This is a genomic window from Pantoea vagans, from assembly GCF_004792415.1.
Taxonomy (GTDB): Bacteria; Pseudomonadota; Gammaproteobacteria; order Enterobacterales; family Enterobacteriaceae; genus Pantoea; species Pantoea vagans.
This window is the reverse complement of sequence record NZ_CP038853.1, coordinates 3,763,044-3,783,926: the sequence shown is the minus strand read 5'-3', so window position 1 is coordinate 3,783,926 and position 20,883 is coordinate 3,763,044. Positions and strand designations below refer to the sequence as shown.

20 protein-coding genes are annotated in these 20,883 nt (G+C 55.9%); 12 read left to right on the top strand and 8 right to left on the bottom strand.

Going from position 1 to position 20,883, the window contains the following annotated elements; all coding sequences use genetic code 11:
- Nucleotides 1-15 precede the first annotated feature (15 nt).
- Nucleotides 16-918 (bottom strand): LysR family transcriptional regulator, encoded by a 903-nt coding sequence (locus EGO56_RS17715; RefSeq protein ID WP_033784476.1) that lies wholly within the window; start codon nt 916-918, stop codon nt 16-18.
- A 103-nt stretch (nt 919-1,021) separates the two neighbouring features.
- On the opposite strand from EGO56_RS17715, the gene EGO56_RS17710 reads away from it, so the two are divergent.
- The 3 genes from EGO56_RS17710 to EGO56_RS17700 all read left to right on the top strand — a co-directional run bounded on the left by EGO56_RS17710 (nt 1,022) and on the right by EGO56_RS17700 (nt 2,821).
- A complete protein-coding gene (locus tag EGO56_RS17710) occupies nt 1,022-1,447 on the top strand; it encodes a CidA/LrgA family protein (protein ID WP_135910410.1) in 426 nt (141 codons plus the stop codon).
- Nucleotides 1,440-2,135, top strand: coding sequence for an LrgB family protein (locus EGO56_RS17705; RefSeq protein WP_135910409.1), 696 nt, complete (start codon nt 1,440-1,442; stop codon nt 2,133-2,135). The genes EGO56_RS17710 and EGO56_RS17705 overlap by 8 nt, the downstream gene beginning before the upstream one ends.
- 140 nt (nt 2,136-2,275) lie before the next feature.
- Nucleotides 2,276-2,821 (top strand): YfaZ family outer membrane protein, encoded by a 546-nt coding sequence (locus EGO56_RS17700; RefSeq protein ID WP_013359805.1) that lies wholly within the window; start codon nt 2,276-2,278, stop codon nt 2,819-2,821.
- Between the two features lie 82 nt (nt 2,822-2,903).
- Here EGO56_RS17700 and EGO56_RS17695 read toward each other — a convergent pair whose 3' ends face one another.
- The 3 genes from EGO56_RS17695 to acs form a co-directional block, all read right to left on the bottom strand.
- Entirely contained in the window at nt 2,904-4,559 is a 1,656-nt protein-coding gene (locus tag EGO56_RS17695) for a cation acetate symporter (RefSeq protein ID WP_135910408.1), read from the bottom strand.
- The gene (locus tag EGO56_RS17690) at nt 4,556-4,885 is read right to left on the bottom strand and encodes a DUF485 domain-containing protein (RefSeq protein WP_013359807.1); all 330 of its coding nucleotides are present in this window, start codon (nt 4,883-4,885) and stop codon (nt 4,556-4,558) included. The genes EGO56_RS17695 and EGO56_RS17690 overlap by 4 nt, the downstream gene beginning before the upstream one ends.
- Before the next feature lie 140 nt (nt 4,886-5,025).
- A complete protein-coding gene (gene acs, locus EGO56_RS17685) occupies nt 5,026-6,981 on the bottom strand; it encodes an acetate--CoA ligase (protein ID WP_135910407.1) in 1,956 nt (651 codons plus the stop codon).
- Nucleotides 6,982-7,566: 585 nt separating this feature from the next.
- On the opposite strand from acs, the gene gltP reads away from it, so the two are divergent.
- From gltP to EGO56_RS17650, 6 genes are all read left to right on the top strand, one after another.
- Nucleotides 7,567-8,868 (top strand): glutamate/aspartate:proton symporter GltP, encoded by a 1,302-nt coding sequence (gene gltP / locus EGO56_RS17680; protein ID WP_135910406.1) that lies wholly within the window; start codon nt 7,567-7,569, stop codon nt 8,866-8,868.
- Between the two features lie 220 nt (nt 8,869-9,088).
- The gene (locus EGO56_RS17675; protein ID WP_135910405.1) at nt 9,089-9,364 is read left to right on the top strand and encodes a type II toxin-antitoxin system RelE family toxin; all 276 of its coding nucleotides are present in this window, start codon (nt 9,089-9,091) and stop codon (nt 9,362-9,364) included.
- Between the two features lie 118 nt (nt 9,365-9,482).
- The gene (locus tag EGO56_RS17670) at nt 9,483-9,857 is read left to right on the top strand and encodes a helix-turn-helix domain-containing protein (protein ID WP_135910404.1); all 375 of its coding nucleotides are present in this window, start codon (nt 9,483-9,485) and stop codon (nt 9,855-9,857) included.
- A gap of 665 nt (nt 9,858-10,522) precedes the next feature.
- Entirely contained in the window at nt 10,523-11,434 is a 912-nt protein-coding gene (gene murQ / locus EGO56_RS17660) for an N-acetylmuramic acid 6-phosphate etherase (RefSeq protein WP_135910402.1), read from the top strand.
- Nucleotides 11,434-12,888: a PTS N-acetylmuramic acid transporter subunit IIBC gene (gene murP / locus EGO56_RS17655; RefSeq protein WP_135910401.1), complete on the top strand. Its 1,455-nt coding sequence runs from the start codon at nt 11,434-11,436 to the stop codon at nt 12,886-12,888. The genes murQ and murP overlap by 1 nt, the downstream gene beginning before the upstream one ends.
- 228 nt (nt 12,889-13,116) lie before the next feature.
- The gene (locus EGO56_RS17650) at nt 13,117-14,661 is read left to right on the top strand and encodes a methyl-accepting chemotaxis protein (protein ID WP_135910400.1); all 1,545 of its coding nucleotides are present in this window, start codon (nt 13,117-13,119) and stop codon (nt 14,659-14,661) included.
- A gap of 9 nt (nt 14,662-14,670) precedes the next feature.
- On the opposite strand, the gene EGO56_RS17645 is transcribed toward EGO56_RS17650, so the two are convergent.
- The gene (locus tag EGO56_RS17645) at nt 14,671-15,636 is read right to left on the bottom strand and encodes an AraC family transcriptional regulator (RefSeq protein ID WP_013359813.1); all 966 of its coding nucleotides are present in this window, start codon (nt 15,634-15,636) and stop codon (nt 14,671-14,673) included.
- A 104-nt stretch (nt 15,637-15,740) separates the two neighbouring features.
- On the opposite strand from EGO56_RS17645, the gene EGO56_RS17640 reads away from it, so the two are divergent.
- The 3 genes from EGO56_RS17640 to yncE all read left to right on the top strand — a co-directional run bounded on the left by EGO56_RS17640 (nt 15,741) and on the right by yncE (nt 18,592).
- Nucleotides 15,741-16,928, top strand: coding sequence for an MFS transporter (locus tag EGO56_RS17640; RefSeq protein ID WP_135910399.1), 1,188 nt, complete (start codon nt 15,741-15,743; stop codon nt 16,926-16,928).
- A 212-nt stretch (nt 16,929-17,140) separates the two neighbouring features.
- Complete coding sequence (locus EGO56_RS17635) at nt 17,141-17,350, top strand: YdgH/BhsA/McbA family protein (RefSeq protein WP_009092571.1); 210 nt, start codon at nt 17,141-17,143, stop codon at nt 17,348-17,350.
- A gap of 198 nt (nt 17,351-17,548) precedes the next feature.
- Nucleotides 17,549-18,592, top strand: a complete 1,044-nt coding sequence (gene yncE, locus EGO56_RS17630) for a 7-bladed beta-propeller protein YncE (protein WP_135910398.1) — start codon at nt 17,549-17,551, stop codon at nt 18,590-18,592.
- A 108-nt stretch (nt 18,593-18,700) separates the two neighbouring features.
- Here the strand turns inward: yncE and EGO56_RS17625 are convergent, their stop codons facing one another.
- The 3 genes from EGO56_RS17625 to sbmA all read right to left on the bottom strand — a co-directional run bounded on the left by EGO56_RS17625 (nt 18,701) and on the right by sbmA (nt 20,823).
- Nucleotides 18,701-19,000 carry a helix-turn-helix domain-containing protein gene (locus EGO56_RS17625; protein ID WP_135910397.1) on the bottom strand — a complete coding sequence of 100 codons (300 nt, stop codon included), beginning with the start codon at nt 18,998-19,000 and terminating at the stop codon, nt 18,701-18,703.
- Nucleotides 18,997-19,353 carry a type II toxin-antitoxin system RelE/ParE family toxin gene (locus EGO56_RS17620; RefSeq protein WP_135910396.1) on the bottom strand — a complete coding sequence of 119 codons (357 nt, stop codon included), beginning with the start codon at nt 19,351-19,353 and terminating at the stop codon, nt 18,997-18,999. Before EGO56_RS17620 ends, EGO56_RS17625 begins: the two co-directional genes overlap by 4 nt.
- Nucleotides 19,354-19,581: 228 nt before the next feature.
- Nucleotides 19,582-20,823: a peptide antibiotic transporter SbmA gene (sbmA, locus tag EGO56_RS17615; RefSeq protein WP_033781572.1), complete on the bottom strand. Its 1,242-nt coding sequence runs from the start codon at nt 20,821-20,823 to the stop codon at nt 19,582-19,584.
- Between the last annotated feature and the right edge of the window lie 60 nt (nt 20,824-20,883).

Sequence of the window (20,883 nt, the reverse complement as noted above, 5' to 3'; positions counted from 1 at the left end):
GGGCGTGCCAGCTTTTCACACCGACAGGCGCGGCGGTTCATCCGGCCAGTGCTCGCGACAACAGTTGATCCACGCCTGCGCACTGCGCGACAGATAACTCCCTTCCCGCCAGATCAATCCCAGACTCCACTTCAGCTCCGACTCCAGCGGCAGCCACAATAATGACTGCTTATCCAGACGCTGACAGATTGGCTCCGGCAGAATCGCCAGCCCCATCTCCGCCTGCACCATTGCCGCCAGAAAATCCCACTGACCGCTGCGCACCGCCACCGTTGGCGTCAGGTTAAGCCGCTGAAACGCCTGCATCAGCTGGCGATTCAGCGAGAACTCCTCATTGAAAATCAGCAGCGGATGCTCTGCCAGCTCTGCCAGGCCTATCTGCTGGCGGCTGAGCCACTCCGGGCGGCGCGGCAACAGCACGCAGAGCGGATGATGCATCAGGGGCAGCGTGTTCAGCGGCAGCTCAGGGTCAACCGGCAATGCAGTCAGGGCGATATCCAGACTGCCCGCCAGCACCGCCTGCTGTACGGTCAGGCCGCCGAACTCTGAAATTTTCAGCTTCACACCGGGATAGCGACGGCGAAAGGCGGAAATCGATCCCGCTATCTGCATACCCACCATCGGCGGAATACCGAGCCGCAGCTCGCCGGTTTTGAGCTGGTTGATGTCACCAATCTCCGCCTCCAGCTGATGAAACTCCTGCAGGATCGCCAGGCCGCGCTGATAGACCGCCTGGCCGCTGTCGGTAAGGTGCAGACGACGGCCATCGCGCAGGATCAGCGTACAGCCCAGCTCCTCTTCCAGCTGACGCAGCATTTTGCTGATAGTCGGCTGCGTGACAAACAGCTTTTGCGCCGCCCGGGTAAAGCTCTGCTGGCGGACCACTTCAGTAAAGTAACGCAGGGCGCGGACATCCATAACTATTCCTTTAAGGCATGATTGCGATAATTTTAATTCATTTTTTTCACCTTGTGCTGGCGTTTTATACTGGTGACATCAATTTAATCGGGGAGACAAGGTGATGGCGTCAGCACTCACTTTACGCAGCAACCGCGCCGTGCAGTGGATCAGCCTGCCGCTGCAGCTGGGTTTCTATATCGGCCTGTTTGTCGCCTGTGACCGGCTGGTGAGCTGGCTACATCTGCTGCTGCCCGCCAACATTGTCGGGATGCTATTGCTGCTGGCGTTAATCGTGACGCGGGTTGTGCCGCTGAACTGGGTAAAAGCCGGATCGCGCTGGCTGCTGGCCGAGATGCTGCTGTTCTTTATTCCGGCGGTGGTGGCGGTAGTGAATTATGGCGATCTGCTGCGGGTCGATGGCTGGCGCATCTGCGTGGTGATCGGTGTTAGCACGCTGCTGGTGCTGGCCTCTACCGCCTGGGTGGTGGATCGGCTTTATCACTATGAAGTCGCGCGCGCCGCGCGTAAGCAGGATCCTCATGCGTGATTTTCTGCTCAGCCTGATATGTGTGGCGGTTACGCTGCTGGTGTATGCGCTGAATAAACGGCTTTACCGCCGCTGGCGGACGCTGCTGTTAATGCCGCTGGTGATGACGCCGCTGGTGCTGGTGGCACTGCTGCTGCTGACCCACATCAGCTGGCAGGATTACATTGCAGAAAACCACTGGCTGCTCTGGCTGCTGGGACCCGCGACGCTGGCGTTTGCGGTGCCGGTCTATGAGAACGTGGAAATTATTAAGCGCCACTGGCTCTCACTGAGCGCGGGCGTCCTGACCGCCACGCTGGTCGCCGTCTGCAGTTCGGTCTGGCTGGCGCGGCTGCTGATGCTGCCGGAGTCGATCCAGCGCAGTCTGGCGGTGCGCTCTATTACTACGCCGTTTGCGCTGGCCGCCGCCGGGCCGATTGGCGGTCAGCCCGATCTGGTGGCGCTGTTTGTGGTCATTACCGGCGTGTTTGGCATGGCAGTGGGTGACGTGCTGTTTCTGCGCATCGCGATTAAGCAGGGTGTGGCGAAAGGGGCCGGGTTTGGGGCTGCGTCACACGGTGCCGGAACGGCTCGCGCTTATCAGCTTGGGCAGCAGGAGGGCGTCGTCGCCAGCCTGGTCATGATGCTCTCGGGCGTCGTGACCGTGATACTGGCTCCGGTGATTGGACACCTGATGTGGACAATATAGTCTACACTGCGTTGCGCAGGGACAGCTGCAATTCTGAACGCGACACGTATTTTTACGTAAAGTTTCCCGGATTTTGTTGTCTCCCCGTTTCAGGCTGTTAACCTTGCGGCCGAATTAATTGTCCTTCACGGAGTGGAATCATGTTTAAGCAACTTGTTACCGGGAGCGCCCTCGGGCTGGTTTTACTGAGCGGTGCCGCTCAGGCGATTGAAGGGAGTGTTGATGTCAGCGAACACAACACCAACCTGAATCTGGGCCTGGGCACCACTACACCCGGTCTGTTTCTGAAAGGTAACTGGCTGCGTAGCGACCATGACGGCAGCACCTACGGTGCCGGTCTGGGCTACAACGTTGACTTCGGGCCGCTGCGTCTGGCGCCGACCGCAAAAGCGATCTTCACCCATCCTGAAGATGGAAAAGATGGGTTTGCGGTGGCGGTGGGTGGTGCAGCGCACTACAGCCTGAACAGCATGTGGGGCCTGTATGGCGAATATTATTATGCGCCAGAGTCGTTCACCGATCAGCTCGACAGCTATCAGGAAGCCGCTGGCGGCCTGAGCTTCACGCCGGTTTCACTGCTTAACCTGCGTGTGGGTTATCAGTACATCGAACTGAACAACAAAGATGGACGTAAAGATAACGTACTGGTCGATGGCCCGTACGTCGGTGCATCACTGCGCTTCTGATTCTGCTGCGTGAAAGAAAAGGGCGACTACCCCGGTAGTCGCCCTTTTTTATTGTCCGATCGTCAGGAATGAAAAACGGCGATCAGTGCGCTTTGCCCTGTTCAATGCCGGTACCCGTCTGCGAGCGAATAAACTGCGCGCGGAAGCGTGAACGCTCTTCTGCGCCCTGCTGCGAGTGGTCGGTAATGGAGAAGAGCCAGATGCCGACAAAAGCCACCACCATCGAGAACAGCGCCGGATACTCATACGGGAAAATCGGCGTGGCGTTGCCCAGCACCTGTACCCACACGGTCGGGCCGAGGATCATCAGGATAACCGCGGTCAGCAGACCGAGCCAGCCGCCCACCATCGCGCCACGCGTAGTGAGTTTTGACCAGTACATCGAGAGCAGGATGATCGGGAAGTTACAGCTGGCCGCAATCGAGAAGGCCAGCCCGACCATAAAGGCGATGTTCTGCTTCTCAAACAGAATCCCCAGCGCAATCGCCACCACGCCCAGCGCCAGCACGGTAATTTTGGAGACCCGCAGCTCATCTTTTTCGCTCGCCTGACCTTTACGATAGACGCTGGCGTAGAGGTCATGCGAGACCGCCGACGCGCCTGCCAGGGTTAATCCCGCGACCACCGCCAGAATCGTGGCGAAGGCCACCGCAGAGATAAAGCCCAGGAAGGTGCTGCCGCCGACCGCGTTAGCCAGATGCACTGCCGCCATATTGGTGCCACCAATCAGCGCGCCGCTGGCATCTTTGAAGGCCGGGTTCGCGCCCACCAGCAGAATCGCTCCGAAGCCGATAATAAAGGTCAGGAAGTAGAAGTAGCCCATAAAGCCGGTGGCCCAGAAGACGCTTTTGCGCGCCTCTTTGGCATCCGCGACGGTGAAGAAGCGCATCAGGATATGCGGCAATCCGGCCGTACCAAACATCAACCCCAGGCCAAGCGACAGCGCAGAGATAGGATCTTTGACCAGTCCGCCAGGCTGCATAATCGCGATGCCTTTGGGATGGACCGCCATCGCCTCGGTGAACAGTGTGTTAAAGCTGAAGTTGGCCGCTTTCATCACCATTATGGCCATAAAGGAGGCACCAAACAGCAGCAACACCGCTTTGATGATCTGCACCCAGGTGGTCGCCAGCATGCCGCCAAACAGCACATACATCACCATCAGAATGCCAACCAGAATTACCGCGACATGGTAGTTCAGGCCGAACAGCAGCTGGATGAGTTTACCGGCACCGACCATCTGGGCGATCAGGTAGAGCGCCACCACCACCAGCGAACCGCAGGCTGACAGGGTACGGATCGGCATCTGCTTCAGACGATAGGAGGCGACATCGGCAAAGGTGTAGCGACCCAGGTTGCGCAGCCGCTCGGCGATTAAAAACAGAATCATCGGCCAGCCGACCAGGAAGCCGAGCGAGTAGATCAGCCCGTCGTAGCCGGAGGTGTAAACCAGCGCTGAAATGCCCAGGAACGAGGCCGCTGACATGAAGTCGCCCGCCATCGCCAGACCATTCTGGAAGCCGGTGATATTGCCGCCTGCGGTGTAGTAGTCGTTACGCGAACGGGTTCGCTTTGACGCCCAGTAAGTAATTCCCAGCGTGGCACCAACGAAAATCGTAAACATGATAATCGCCTGATAGTTGGTCGCCTGGCGCTGCACCGCACCGGTGATCGCATCGGCGGCCAGCGCTGAAAACGGCAACATTAAGGCCAGCAGCCATAAGGTGAGACGGGTCATGATTTCACCTCGCTGAGGATCGCTTTGGTTAAACGGTCAAACTCACCGTTGGCGCGCCAGACATAGACGCCGGTCAGCACAAACGACATCACAATCAGCCCGACACCAATCGGGATACCGCGCGTGACATTGGTACCGGCATGCAGCGGCGTGCCGAGCCAGCCGGGGGCAAATGCAATCAGCAGGATAAAGCCGACATAGAGCACCAGCATGATCAGCGACAGCAGCGTCGCGAACGCCTGGCGCTTACGGACTAACTCATGAAAACGGGGATTACGTTCAATCTGCTGATTGATTGCATCCTGATTCGAAAGGGCGTCATTCATCACATTTTCTCCAGAGGGCTTGCAGGCGAGAACCTCGCGACAGGGCGCGGATTCAGCTGGTTATAATTTTTGTGACTAGCGAAACAGACTGCGTAGGGCGGGTGTGGCGGGAAGCGATCTTCCCGCCGGACAGCGTGCGCTTAAGGCATTTTGATCGACTGTTTCTCCTCAAGCAGTTTTTCGACCACGCCAGGATCGGCGAGGGTAGAGGTATCACCCAGGTTACTGGTATCGCCGGTGGCAATTTTGCGCAGAATACGCCGCATGATTTTGCCGGAGCGGGTTTTCGGCAGTGAGTCGGTCCAGTGCAGCACATCAGGCGTGGCGAGCGGGCCGATCTCTTTGCGGACCCACTGTCGCACCTCGGTATAGAGCTCCGGCGACGGCTCTTCGCCGTGATTCAGCGTGATATAGGCGTAAATCGCCTGGCCTTTAATGCTGTGCGGAATCCCGACCACGGCCGCTTCGGCAATTTTAGGATGCGACACCAGCGCCGATTCAATTTCGGCAGTGCCAAGACGATGACCGGATACGTTGAGCACGTCGTCGACACGTCCGGTGATCCAGTAGTAGCCATCTTCATCGCGACGGGCACCGTCACCACTGAAGTAGACGTTTTTAAAGGTAGAGAAGTAGGTCTGCTCGAAACGATCGTGATCGCCAAAGAGAGTACGCGCCTGTCCTGGCCAGGACTCGGTGATCACCAGATTGCCTTCACAGGCACCTTCCTGCGGCTGACCTTCATTATCCACCAGCGCCGGTTGCACGCCAAAGAACGGTCGGGTGGCGGAACCCGCTTTCAGTTCGGTCGCACCCGGCAATGGCGTGATCATGAAGCCACCGGTTTCGGTTTGCCACCAGGTATCCACTATCGGGCAGCGGCTGTTGCCGATTTTTTTGTAGTACCACTCCCAGGCTTCCGGGTTAATCGGCTCGCCGACCGATCCCATAATGCGAAGGCTGCTGCGGTCAGTCCCTTCAATCGCCTTGTCCCCTTCCGCCATCAGGGCACGGATAGCGGTGGGCGCGGTATAGAGCAGGGTGACTTTATGTTTATCAACCACTTCCGCCATGCGGCTCGGCGTTGGCCAGTTCGGCACCCCTTCAAACATCAGCGTGGTGGCACCGCACGCCAGCGGGCCATAAACCAGATAGCTGTGACCTGTTACCCAGCCGACATCGGCGGTACACCAGTAGATGTCATCCTGATGGTAATCAAAGACGAACTTAAAGGTGGTGGCGGCATAGACCAGATAACCGCCGGTGGTATGCAGCACGCCTTTGGGTTTGCCGGTAGAGCCAGAGGTATAAAGGATAAACAGCGGATCTTCCGCGCCAACTTCGGCTGCAGAGTGGTTGGTGCTGGCGTCCCGCATCAGGTCATGCCACCACCGATCGCGGCCTTCAACCCAGCCCACATCTTTACCGGTGCGCTGGAACACCACCACGTTTTTCACGCTGGTGACATTCGGGTTTTTTAACGCGTCATCGACATTTTTCTTCAGCGGAATACTGCGACCGGCGCGGATACCTTCATCGGCGGTAATCACCAGCGAGGCGCTGGAGTCGACGATGCGGCCAGCGACCGCTTCCGGTGAGAAGCCGCCAAAGATCACGGAGTGAACGGCACCGATACGCGCACAGGCCAGCATCGCCACCGCCGCTTCCGGCACCATCGGCATGTAGATCGCCACCACGTCGCCTTTTTTCACTTCCAGCAACTCAAGCACATTGGCGAAGCGACAGACTTCAGCATGCAGCTGGCGGAAAGTCAGGGTTTTGCTTTCGCTGGCGTCGTCGCCTTCCCAGATAATCGCCGGGTGATCGCCGCGCGTCGCTAAATGACGGTCAAGGCAGTTTGCCGCCAGGTTGAGCGTGCCATCTTCGTACCAGCGAATGTTAATGTTACCTGGCGCAAACGAGCAATTTTTCACCTTGCTGTAAGGTTTAATCCAGTCAAGGATTTTGCCCTGTTCGCCCCAGAAACTGTCTGGATCGTCGACAGATTGCTGATACATCGCCTGGTACTGTTCAGCCGTAATCAGGGTGTTTGCTGCAATGTTCTCTGGAACGGGATGTTTATGTATTTGGCTCATGGCGGATCTCCTTGAAGATGTTAATGATATGTCAATCAATGGTTAATTGAAGCCTGCGCCATAGCTTTGTTTCTTTTTTGCGCCACAGATCACGAGATAAACCTCTTCGGGAGAAGCGTGAAGCCGTTCTGATATTTCCGGTTAACTCTCTGGCGGCGAGGGGGAATTAAGAAGCGGTGTCATCCGGGATTAGGCTGGATAAAAAGCAAGCAAACGCGCCGGACGCGTTTTTAACCAACTCTGCATAGCTATGCGGAAATTCATCTAAGTATTACTTTTCATAACAGCAGGTTAGGGATTTTTACTTCCGGCAGCACTTTATGCTACTCAGGTGGCTAACTTTTAATCGGATTCGCCAGGGGTTGCATTTACCACAGTGAAAATGGTACTTATCTCGCCCCTGTTCTGCAGGTATCAACTCAGACCGCGTCTGAAAATGGGTATGGGAATCATCAGATTTTCATACGAGGCGCTGTTTCTAAACACCCTCTAATTTACCGGGCTTTTTGCTCACTCCCTGTGTGTATTGTCTTCTGCACCTTCGCAGTAGAGAGAAACGGGTTTTGACTGAGGAAATTACGCGTTATGAAAGGTTTTAAAATCAGCCTGGCCTGGCAGATTCTGACAGCCCTGGTGCTCGGCATCGTTGTGGGTGCTGTGTTGCATAATCAGCCAGACAATCGTGAATGGTTAGTCACCAACATTCTCAGTCCTGCAGGCGATATCTTTATTCATCTTATCAAGATGATTGTGGTACCGATTGTGATTTCATCCCTGATTGTCGGCATCGCTGGCGTGGGTGATGCAAAGAAGCTGGGACGCATCGGCGTCAAAACGATTCTCTACTTTGAAGTGATCACCACCATTGCCATTGTGGTCGGTATTACGCTGGCCAACGTATTTCAACCCGGCACCGGCATTGATATGTCAACGCTGGCAACGGTGGACATCTCTAAATATGAAGCGACAACGGCAGAGGTACAGGGCGGTCCGCACAGCCTGGTGACCACCATTCTGTCGCTGATCCCGCAGAATATTTTCGCCTCTATGGCGAAGGGCGACATGCTGCCGATTATCTTCTTCTCGGTGCTGTTTGGCTTAGGCCTGTCGTCACTGCCGTCAGAACAGCGCGATCCGCTGGTGAACCTGTTCCGTGGTATCTCTGAAGCGATGTTTAAAGTGACGCACATGATCATGCGTTATGCGCCGGTCGGTGTGTTTGCGCTGATCGCGGTGACGATTGCTAACTTCGGTTTTGCCTCGCTGTGGCCGCTGGCTAAGCTGGTGCTGCTGGTTTATGCGGCGATTCTGTTCTTCGCCTTTTTGGTGCTGGGCGGGGTAGCGCGCTTCTGTAAACTGCGCATCACTACGCTGATGCGCATCCTGAAAGATGAGCTGATTCTCTCTTACTCCACGTCCAGCTCGGAAACTGTGTTACCGCGCATCATGGAGAAGATGGAAGCCTACGGCGCGCCGAAAGCGATCACCAGCTTCGTGGTGCCGACCGGTTATTCATTTAACCTGGATGGTTCAACGCTGTATCAGAGTATCGCGGCGATCTTTATTGCGCAGCTGTATGGCATTGACCTGTCGCTGACCGATGAGATTGTGCTGGTTCTGACGCTGATGGTGACCTCGAAAGGGATCGCTGGCGTGCCAGGCGTATCCTTCGTGGTGCTGCTGGCTACGCTGGGCAGCGTCGGCATTCCACTGGAAGGTCTGGCATTTATCGCCGGTGTTGACCGCATCATGGACATGGCGCGTACCGCGCTGAACGTGGTCGGTAACGCGCTGGCGGTGCTGGTGATTGCCCGCTGGGAAAACCAGTTCGACGCCGAACAGGCGAAAGCGTATGAGCTGCAGCTGCGGACGCAGACCGCAAGCTGAGAACAGCGCTAACGTAAAAAAGGGCTCAACGAAAGTTGGGCCCTTTTTGTTGGTGTGGCTCCTGGTGGCTGTTTCAGGGAAGATGAGGCTTCACATTAATAGTTATATAATTATAACCAAAATTCGCTTTAAATAACCATTTAGTTGCTTTAATAACCATGTTTGGTTATGTTCTGGAGATGAGTTGAATGCGTGCTTTGACAACACGGAGTGTTGATGAATGCCAGAAATTAACTGGACGAAAAAGGCATTGAAACAGCTATATGGACTGCCTCAGAAAGACGGTAACGCCATCGAAGATGCTGTAGAGGCGTTGGCTAAGTGGCCTGATATTCCCCATCTGAAAGTCGAAAAGCTGACGGATGATAAAGAGAAGCGAATGAAGCTGGTGGTGGGTCACTATCGCGTGCTGTGGAAGATAGAGAAAGGTCAGCCCGTGGTGATAGCTATTCTGGAAGTTGTAAGCAGAACATCGACCACGTACAAAAAACGCTAGCAGGCGGTTGGAGTTAGCCTGCGTTACCATTGAGTTTAAAGCAGATAAGAACATAGCTAAGCCGCGCCAGCAGATGAACCCAGGTCTGCTCTGCCGCGGCAGTAAGGAGTGATTACCCATGAATGCGATACAGTTTCTGACAGACGAGCGCGGGAACCGCACTGGTGCCGTCATCCCCATTGAGTTGTTTAACAGGCTCATGGCCGAACGTCATTTAGACGACATGTTTGAGCCTCTGCCCTATAAAGCGGGATCGGATGACGATGAAACGATTCCCCACGACGTCATGAAAATCAGCCGGAGACAATCTGTTCCTTTGCATGTTGCCTGGCGTTTGCATCGGCAAATGTCGCAGGAAGAGGTCGCGAATAAATTAGGCATCACACAGGCTGGTGTTTCGAAGTTAGAGTCGAGAAAGAAACCTCAAAAACAGACGCTTGAGAAGCTGGCTGCCTTATATAGCTGCAGAACGTCGCAACTTTATATTGATTAAATGAATGTGCTTTGAACCCGTAATACGTAGGGTCTTATTGTCTTCTGGATGCGTGACGTAGTATGGGAGGCGAAGTCTTTGAATGGAAAACATTTCTTCGTTCAGTCGGATATCCGCAGTGACTGCGTAAAGTCGGCGTAAACCCGTCCCTGGGCCTCGGCCGCCGGTTACTCGCCTCATCCATGAGGCTCGCCCGCAAACGGGCCAGCGCTTTACGTTGTTCAAAAACCCTCCAGGCGTTTTTGTCCATGCGGCGGACGCTTTACTCCGCTACTGCTGATATCCGCCTTCGCAACCATGTCCGGCTAAAACTTCTTTTCAAACAGCAGTAAAACAGCCTGAGGGAAGAAAATGTTCACCTGAAGAGTAAAGCGTCCCACGCCAGGGACGGCGTGGGCCGAGCGTCATGGATGACGAATGCGTCTTTACGATCAGGTGAACCTTTTCTGACCCGCCGGGATTTCAAAGCAACTCCGTTCAAATACTCTGCGCCTGAGCAAGCATGCGCAGCGATTAAGTGCCGAATGTCAGACATCACTCGCTCAGCCCAATCCCCCGCAACATGATTCACCCCACATCCATTGAAAAAAGATCTCACTCAATGAATTAATCATTCGTTATGATGTTTGGTAATTTGAATAATTTATTCCTTAACGGAGCCCGCCATGAAACTCGACCTCAGCCAGATGATCACCGAAGGCCGCAACCCGGCCAGCCAGAACATTGATGAACTCTCTACCGAAGCGATGCTGCGCGTCATTAATGATGAAGATAAAAAGGTGGCGCTGGCGGTAGAGGCCATCGTGCCGCAGATCGCCGACGCCGTTGACGCCATCTGCGCTGCGTTCCAGGCGGGTGGGCGATTAATCTATTGCGGTGCGGGCACCTCCGGACGACTCGGCATCCTGGATGCCAGCGAATGCCCACCTACCTTTGGTACACCTCGCGAGCAGGTCATCGGCCTGATTGCCGGCGGTCATACCGCTATATTACAGGCGGTAGAAAACGCCGAAGATAACCGGGAGCAGGGCGCGCAGGATCTGAAAGACATCCACTTCAGCAGCCACGATGTGCTGGTCGGTATCGCCGCCAGCGGTCGTACACCTTATGTGCTGGGCGCGCTGGCTTACGCTAACGAGCTTGGCGCAACCACCGTGTCGCTCACCTGTAATCCCGGCAGCGCCATGTCGCAGGTCGCTGCGATTGCGCTCACGCCGGTGGTCGGCCCGGAAGTGGTCACCGGCTCCTCACGCATGAAAGCGGGCACCGCACAAAAACTGGTGCTCAACATGCTCACCACCGGCTCGATGATCCGCAGCGGAAAAGTCTACGGCAACCTGATGGTTGATGTGGAAGCGACCAACCAGAAACTGGTGCAGCGCCAGGTCAACATCGTCATGCAGGCCACGGACTGTGATGACGCGACCGCCAGCGCCGCGCTTACCGCCTGCGGTGGACACTGCAAAACCGCGATCCTGATGGTGCTGGCTGACCTGGCCGCCGATGAGGCGAAAGCGCTGCTCAGTCAGCATCAGGGCTTTATCCGTCAGGCTCTGAAGGCAGCGGGAGCACGCTAATGGCGAAAATCACCGAAGCACTGTTGCGTGACATCCTGCAGGCAGTCGGTGGCGCGCAAAATATCGCGGCCTGTGGTCACTGCATGACGCGGCTCCGCCTGACGCTAGATCAGCCGGAACAGGCTGATCTGGCAGGATTAAAAAGCCTGCCGGGCGTGCTGGGCGTTATCAACAGCGAGGCGCAGTTACAGATTGTGCTGGGGCCAGGCAAAGCGCAAACCGCCGCCGAGGGGATGCAGAGCCTGCTGGTGCTGGATGAAAGAACACCGGCACCACAGGACGAAACAGCCGATCTTAGCCAGCGGGCGGCGCAGCAGAAGCAGCAGCTAAAGGCGAAACAGACCAGCGGCGTGCATCAGTTCCTGTCGCGCTTCGCCACCATCTTCACGCCGCTGATTCCGGGCTTTATCGGCGCGGGATTGCTGCTGGGCTTTGCCACGCTGATTGAGCAAAGCCTTCACCTCAATGCGCCCGGCGACCACGCGCCCTGGCTGCTGCACACCGTGGCGTACATGAAAGTGTTCGGCAAAGGACTGTTCACCTTCCTCAGCATCCTGATCGGCTACAACGCGCAAAAAGCCTTTGGCGGCAGCGGCGTCAATGGTGCCATCATCGCTTCACTGTTTGTGCTCGGCTATGTGCCCACCGCCACCACCGGCTACTACAGCGGCATGGAGAGCTTCTTTGGCCTGACGATCGACCCGCGCGGCAACATTATCGGCGTGCTGATGGCGGCGATTATCGGGGCGTGGATTGAGAAACAGCTGCGCAAAATCATTCCCGACAACCTTGATATGATCCTGACTTCGCTGTTTACGCTGGTGATTACCGGGGCCATCACCTATCTGCTCATCATGCCGCTGGGTGGTGAACTGTTTAAGGGGATGTCGTGGCTTTTTATCCATCTCAATAACAATCCCTTCGGCTGTGCGCTGCTGGCCGGGTTGTTCCTGATCGCGGTGATGTTCGGCATCCATCAGGGCTTTATTCCTGTCTACTTTGCGTTAATAGAAACGCAGGGGTTTAACTCGCTGTTCCCGATTCTGGCGATGGCGGGCGCAGGGCAGGTCGGCGCATCACTGGCGCTCTGGTGCAAAGCAGAAAAAGGGGCGCTGCTGCGGGCGCAGATCAAAGGTGCCATTGTGCCCGGCCTGCTGGGCGTCGGAGAACCACTGATCTACGGCGTCACGCTGCCGCGCCTCAAACCCTTTATCACCGCCTGCGGTGGCGGGGCACTGGGCGGTTTCTTTATCGGGCTGGTAGCGTGGCTGGGTTTGCCGGTCGGGATGAATACGGTATTCGGACCCTCCGGGCTGGTCACGCTGCCGCTGATGACTTCCAGCCAGGGGATTTTCGCCGGTATGGCGGTTTACCTGGCCGGGCTGATGGTGGCCTGGAGCGGCGGATTTCTGCTGACCTGGTGGTTCGGCACCCGAAATGTCGACCTCAGCTAGCCGACTGCCGGAATTCTGAAATCCGGCTAACGGATGAATAATCACCTAAAAATGTGAAAGCCGCTGCAAAGCGGCTTTTTTATTGCCAGTAATTTAACTTAATCGCTAAAGAGTAGGCGGACGCATGCCGAAAACATAAAAAAAGGTAATCGTTATTTCTCAGCCCACCGTTTTCACGCTGACACGCAGACTGTCACGTGCAGGGCGTCGGGTCTTCAAGGACTTTTGATGCGTAACAACCAGCCTGTCTCTCAGCGTGAATATCAGTTTGACGATCATGCGACACTCATGTCGACCACCGATCTCAACAGCCACATCACTTATGCCAACGACGCCTTCATCGAAGCGAGTGGATTCTCTGCCGAAGAGATTAATGGCCAGCCGCATAACATGGTGCGTCACCCCGATATGCCACCAGAAGCGTTTGCCGACATGTGGGCGACGCTGAAACAGGGCGAGCCCTGGACTGCACTGGTTAAGAACCGCCGTAAAAATGGCGATCACTACTGGGTGCGGGCCAACGCCATTCCGGTGGTGCGCGACGGTAAAGTGCAGGGCTATATGTCAGTACGCACCAAACCCACGGCAGAGGAAGTCCGTCAGATCGAAGCGCTCTATCAGGATTTTCGTGAAGGCCGGGCCAGAGGGCGACGTTTTCACAAAGGCCTGCTGGTTCGCAGCGGCTGGCGTCGTCCCGCCTCCATTCTGAAAACGCTGCCCCTGCGCTGGCGGATCCGCAGTACGCTGCTGGCGTTACTGCCCCTCTCGGTGGCAGGCGTCTGGGCGCTGGGCATGACGCACGCAGCACTGGCCGGCTTTACCGCAGGAATGGCGGCGCTACTCACACTGAGCAGTCTGTGGCTGGAGCATCAGATTTCACGCCCTATCGAGCGGATGTGCAAACAGGCGCTGAGCGTGGCGACTGGTGCGAGTCACAAGGTCGAGCAGATGGACCGCGTGGATGAGGTCGGCGTCACGCTTCGCGCTATCGATCAGCTCGGATTGATGTTCCGCTGGCTGGTGGATGATGTCAGCGGTCAGGCGATCAATGTGCTGAGCGCCAGCGACGCCATTGCCCGCAGCAACAACGAACTCAGCCGCCGTACGGAGCAGGCCGCGGCCAACGTACAGCAGACTGCAGCCACCATGAACGAAATGACCGCCACGGTGAAGAGCAATACTGAAACGGCGAACGAGGTGAATACCCTGTCAGTCGACACCAGCCAGGCAGCCAGCAAAGGGGGCGAGGTGATGACCGAGATGATGGGCATGATGGGCGAAATTGCTGACAGTTCAAAGCGGATTGCCAATATTACCAGCGTTATTGACGGCATTGCATTCCAGACCAATATTCTGGCGCTGAACGCCGCAGTAGAAGCGGCACGGGCCGGTGAGCAGGGCAAAGGCTTTGCGGTGGTGGCAGGCGAAGTCCGTAGCCTTGCACAGCGCAGTGCCAAAGCCGCCAGCGAGATTAAAATGCTGGTCGAAACCAGCGCCAGCCGCGTTCAGTCGGGCAATGATCACGCCAGCGCGGCGGGCCGGACGATGCAGGATATCGTGTCACAGGTACAGAATGTGACTGCCCTGATCGCTCAGATCAGCGCCGCCACGGCCGAACAGGCGACCGCGCTCAGCGAAGTCAGTTCAGCGGTGGAAGATCTTGATGACATCACCCACCAGAACGCCGCCCGCGTAACTGAAAGCGCCGAGGCTTCAGGTCGCATGACCCATCAGGCTAACCGGCTGGTGGAAGCGATTAGCGTGTTTCGTTAAGAGACAAGATTACGAGGCCAGCGCCTGCGTGCCGTCGCGTCCGGCACGCAGCGCGCCTGGCGACTGCCCGACAATCCGCTTGAAGGCGCGACTGAACGCCGCAATCGAGCCGTAGCCGAGATGATAAGCGACGGCTTCCACCGCTTCGCCATTGTTTACAATTCGCTGCACCGCCAGCCGCATCCGCAATTCGGTCAGATATCGCAGCGGCGTCATGCCGGTAGCCGTGAGAAAACGTCCGGCGAACACCGAACGCGAACAGCCCGCCACGCTGGCGAGTCGCGCCACCGTCCAGTTTTCGCCCGGCTCCCGATGCATCGCGGCAATCGCCTGGCTCAGACGCGGATCGCGCATCGCCTGCACCAGCCCGCTACTTTGGCCGCAGCCGTTCTCTACCCAGCCGCGAACTATCAGCGCGGCAACCACATCAGCCAGACGCGACAGAATCCCGGCAAATCCCGCCTGGCGGGTCCGCGATTCCCGCTCCATCGCCGCCAGAATCGGCTGAATCTCCGGGTACTGCGACAGCAGCGTACTCACCAGCATCACATCCGGCATGGTGTTGATCAGCGGTTGCATGCCGCCAAGCTCAAACGCCATGCAGGCGCTGAACAGCAGCACGCTGTGCTCGTCATCACAGGCATCTTCCGGTGCGGCAATCGCACAGACGCTGTCGCAAATCGGCTTACTCGCCATGTTCTTAATACACTGGCAGTCCGCCTCCTCACTGGAGATCAGGCTATGCGGCTTACCGTGCGGCACCAGCAGCGCATCACCGCTATTGAGCTGAAACACCTCACCGGAGGCGCCGCGCACCAGCAGTGAACCGCGCCCGACAAAGTGAAACTGCGCCCGCCCCGGCGCGTGCTCATAATGCAGCCCGAACGGCGCGCTTACCGCGATACGCTGATAGTTCACGCCATACAGACGCATTCCCATCAGCAGCTCACTGGTCAGATCTCCATAATGGCTCATACGATTCCAGACGAATTATCAAAAATGAAGGTGTAAGCATCATAGATCGTCCTGACGCTCCACTCTATGCTCTCACTCACTTTTTTATCTTCCGGAGAAGCAGCATGAGTCTGACAACCGAAGTGGCTGATGAGGTTTCCTCGCCGACCCGTCCCGCCTGGAGCGCGGTGTTTGCTATGGCGTTTGGGGTGTTCAGCCTGATTACCGCCGAATTTTTACCCGTGAGTCTGCTGACGCCAATGGCCCACAGCCTTGGCGTTTCAGAAGGGCAGGCGGGACAGACCGTCACCATCACCGCGCTGGTGGCGCTGTTTACCAGTCTGGTTACCGGCAGCGTCACGCGGCGCATCGATCGCCGCATCGTTATGCTGGTGTTTTCGCTATTGCTGATTGCCTCGGCGCTGATGGTGGCGTTTGCGGCTGACCTGACGGTGATCCTGCTGGCGCGGGTGCTGCTGGGGATGGCTATTGGCGGCTTCTGGACGCTCTCAACGGCCATCACCATGCGTCTGGTACCTACCGATCAGGTACCGCGTGCGCTCTCTATTGTCTTCAGCGGGATCTCGCTGGCGACGATTATCGCCACGCCACTTGGCAGCTATCTCGGCGGACTGGTGGGCTGGCGCAACATCTTTATGCTGACCGCCGGACTGGGTGCGGTGGCGTTGCTGTGGCAGTTCTTTACCCTGCCCGCCATGCCAGCAGAGAACAAAGCCCGCAACGGCGGCGTGCTGGCGCTCCTGCGTATCGGCGTGATGCGCTGGGGGATGCTGGCGGTGATCATGATGTTTACCGGCCACTTCGCTTTCTTCACCTATCTGCGTCCATTCCTGGAAGGCGTTGCACAGCTCAATCTTAATCAGCTGTCGCTGGCGCTGCTCGCCTTTGGCGTGGCGAACTTCTTTGGTACCTCGCTGGCGGGTTTCCTGGTCACCCGTAGCGTATCGCTGACGTTGAGTGGGATGGCGCTGTTAATGAGCGTCACTGCGCTGATGCTGGTGAGCTTTGGCGATGTCAGCTGGATGGTAGGCGCAGGCGTGGCAATCTGGGGCATGGCATTTGGTTCGATGCCAACCGGCTGGTCAACCTGGATTTCGCGCGCGGTGCCGGATGACGCGGAATCGGGCGGCGGGTTACTGGTCGCCACCATTCAGCTGGCGATTACCGTCGGCGCGGCTGCGGGCGGCTGGATGTTTGACCTGCGCGGAGCAGGCGGCGTGTTCGTTGCCAGTGGCGTGCTGATGCTGCTGGCTGCACTGACCATCTTCACGCGGGTGCGGCATCACGGTTAATCTTCTGAGGGCAGCGCATTATGCTGCCTTTTTTTATGGAAGTGGGTTATTAACCTTTTGAGCGATAACTGTGCGATACGTGCTTTTTATGTTCAATTTTACTGAAAGAGATAAGCAAAACCCTCCGCTTTTTACTGATCAACTTCCGGACTAATATATCTATCAACAAGGCAGCACGCCTTACCTGATAAAAATTAACCGAGGAATTGACCATGAAATCTATCAAAACTTTTGCAGCTGTTATCGCGCTTTCTGTTCTGCCATTCGCCAGCTTCGCGCAATCTGTGACCGCTATCGATTCTACGCTGGATGGTGCAGAAGCGAAAATTGCTGCACAGGCGCAGGAAGCTGGTGCTTCATATAAAATCACTGAAGCTTACACCAACAACGGCGTTCACATGACCGCTGAGCTGCTGAAATAAAACGCTTTACCCTCTTGTGCTGACAGGACGCCTCCGGGCGTCCTGGCTTCGTTTCTCCGCGAATAATCCTGTCCCTTTCCTTCATAAATAATTATCATTCTCAAAAAAACGTAAATCAGCCTGTGCGTCAGGCCTTTCTGGTTGCAATGTCGGGCTTTCTTATCACTGCGTCTGCAGTGGATTAACTCTGGAGAAGTTATGAAAGCGATTACCATTACGCGCCAGACCCTGTTACTGGCTACGGCCCTGTTCTCTGCCTCAGGATGGCTGGCAGCGCAGGCGGCGGATCTTAATCAGTCCGTGGGTAAAGGTGTTTATGAACTGGCGGTCAGCCCGAAAGACAACGCGCTGTTTGTGGCGACAGCGCAGAACAGCAGCGGTAACGGCGGTACGGTTTTCCGTCTCGACCCGGCTACGCTGGCGGTACAGCAGGCAATCAACACTGAGCTGAAATCCTTTGGTGCGGCAATCAATCCCCAAACCAACGTGCTTTATATTGGTAATACCGTAAACGGTTCGGTCACCGCTATCGATGCCAGTAGCAGTAAGGTACTGAATACGCTGGTGCTGGATAGCCGTCCGCGCAGTGAGACCGTGCGTCCGCTGCAGCCGCGCCAGGTGGCGGTGGATGTGAAAACTAACCGGGTTTATATCACCGGACTGGGACCGCAGAGCGTGGTCTGGGTGGTGGATGGCAGCACGATGAAGCTTGTCAGCACCATTCCGAATACCGGCAAAATGGGCACCGGTCTGGCTGTGGATGCCGATGCGCAAAAGGTCTACGTCACCAATGCCGATGGCGAACTGGTCACGATTAATGCGCGTACAAATGCGGTTGAGAAGAAGCAGAAGATTGACGGCGATAAAGAGCACTTCTTCCTGAACCTTGCGCTGGATAACCGTGGTCAGCGCGCTTTCCTGACCGATTCAAAGCAGGCGCAGGTGCTGGTTGTGGATCTGCGTAATCAGCAGGTAATTCAGCGGATTGATGTGCCTGAATCGCTGGCAGTGTTGTTCAATGCGCAGCGTGATGAGCTTTATGTTACCCATCGCAAAGCCGGTGAAGTCAGCATCATCGACGCCAGCAGCTATAAGGTGAAGCGCACGGTAAAAACCGCGGCATTGCCTAACAGCCTGGCGCTCTCGGCGGATGGTAAGGTGCTGTACGTCAGCGTTAAACAGCCCGGCTCGCGCAAGGAACCGCCAAAAAATCCTGACAGCGTGATGCGTATTGCGCTGTAAGGCATGACGTCCGGCGTCGCTGCGGTGATGCACCGTCCCGGTAAACGAAAAAGCCACTCTGACGAGTGGCTTTTTTCTATCAAAAAACGGCTTTTCGAGCTCGAGGACTCAGATGTGAAACGCCACGCTTTTTCCGGTCGGCAGTTCCACATTCAGGCTCAGTTTCCCGCCCATCGCTTCGATATAGCGTTTGAGCGTAGCAACCTTAATCTCATTCCCGCGCTGCTCAATCTGAGCAACGGCAGGCTGACGCACTCCCATAGCCTCAGCGAGGTTTTTTTGTGATAGCTGAAGTTCTTCACGGATCATCTGCAGTCCGATTTCTAAGACCATTTCATCAGACATTTCCTGGATTCGCGCCTGACTCTCCGGGGAGAAGCCAGCAATAACCTCATCTAAAGTTCTCATCGATTATTTTCCTTCTCCAGTTCAGCAAGCCAGGCTGAAAATTCATTGTCAGCAATACGTATCATTCGACTGTAGAAACGTTTGTCCTGACTCTTATCGCCCGCACACAACACGATAGCCCGGCGGACATAATCAAATGCATAAAATGCCCGGATGGGCCTTCCTGAAAACTGTACGCGTAGTTCTTTCATGTTCTTATACTGCGATCCCTTAAGAGTATCAGCATAAGGACGAGGCAAATCAGGGCCGTAAATTTTTAACATTGTCAGGTCAGCTAACACTTTTTCCTGCAGGGCTTGTTCCTGCTCGCTTAACCAGCTTTCAAACCTCGCACTTAATAACACCGTCCACATGACATTGTTCCCTGTCTGAATTCCGTCCAGTTACTGCAGGTTATAAGCTGTAGCTTATAATTTCAAGCGGTGCGATGACGGCTGTGACTGATGCACACAATAAAAAAGCCCGCTTTCGCGGGCATAGAATTTCAGTGCGTTCCTGCGTAGCCGATCTGGGCCGGAGATTCACTGGTTTTTTGCCGGTCAGGAACGAGAGCGATGGTTTTACACATTCTTTCCGAACCGCTAAACCTCTTCCGATGCCTCGCGCATCATCTCATCATGCGGCACATCATCCAGAATCTGTTCAAAGCTGCGCAGACGTTTGTAGATCGACATCAGCTCGATCAGCGTTGACCAGGAGGCGATCAGATACTGGAACGAGCCGCGCACCTGATCAAACACGTTGGTGATCTGGTTGAGTAAACCCAGCGTGATGGTACCTGCCACAATCGACGGGAACAGCAGGAACAGACCAAACACGTTATCGACCTGCAGATAGAGAATGCGGGTGATGTTGAAGTAGAGATAGTGGAAGTAGAGACGGAAGTAGTTAACCCGCACCCGACTGAACAACTCCTGCACTGTCTGTGGCTGTGCACGATCGGCATTATCTTCGCCGTAGACCAGCTCTTTACGGTATGCAGCTTCAACCCGTTGATTACGGAACTCCAGACCCGGTAGCTTAATCCCGACCAGCGCCAGCAAGCCGGTGCCGAACACCGACCAGAGCACCGCTGCAATCACCAGCGCGTAAGGGATATTGCCGAGGATCGGGATATCTTTCACGTGATGTGACAGCGCCACCAGCACCGGCAAAAACGCCACCAGCGTCATAATCGCCTGAATAAAACTGACACCCCAGTTTTCCAGCGTAGTGGCAAACCGCATGGTGTCTTCCTGCACACGCTGTGCGGCACCTTCCACATGACGCAGACGCTGCCAGTTATGCATGTAGTAGTTATTCATGGCGGTACGCCAGCGGAATACCCAGTGGCTGATAAAGAAGGAGTTGAGAACGCCAATCACCACCGCGATTAAGGCGATGCCGAGAAAAGAGATAACCTCATGGTAAAACTCTGCAATCTGCACCGATCCCGCTTTGGTCAGGGCTTTCTGAATCAGGTCATAGAACGGACCATACCAGGCATTAATGGCCACGCCCACCTGCACACCAAACCAGGTGACAAAGATAATCAGCGCGGAACCCCACACTGACCAGCGTTGCCACGGATGCGCATCAATCAGCCGCCAGGCCAGGGCAAAAATGGCTACCATGATCCAGTAATAGAGATAAAACCAGATCTGACTCGCGGCGATAAAACGTGCCGCGGTGGTCGGTAAAGGTTGTTTCATTGCCGTTTCAAAAGTCGGCCACATGCCGGGCAGATGTGCGGCAAAGCCGAACCAGGCAAAAATCGCTACTAAGCTCCAGACAGCCGCTGAGCTGAAAAACAGCGCTGGCCGCGGAAAAAAAGACTTAAACATAGGCACTCCGCTGTTGTGTGTTGCCTGTTATAACGTTTTTGGCGGGTCGCTGTCTGTAGT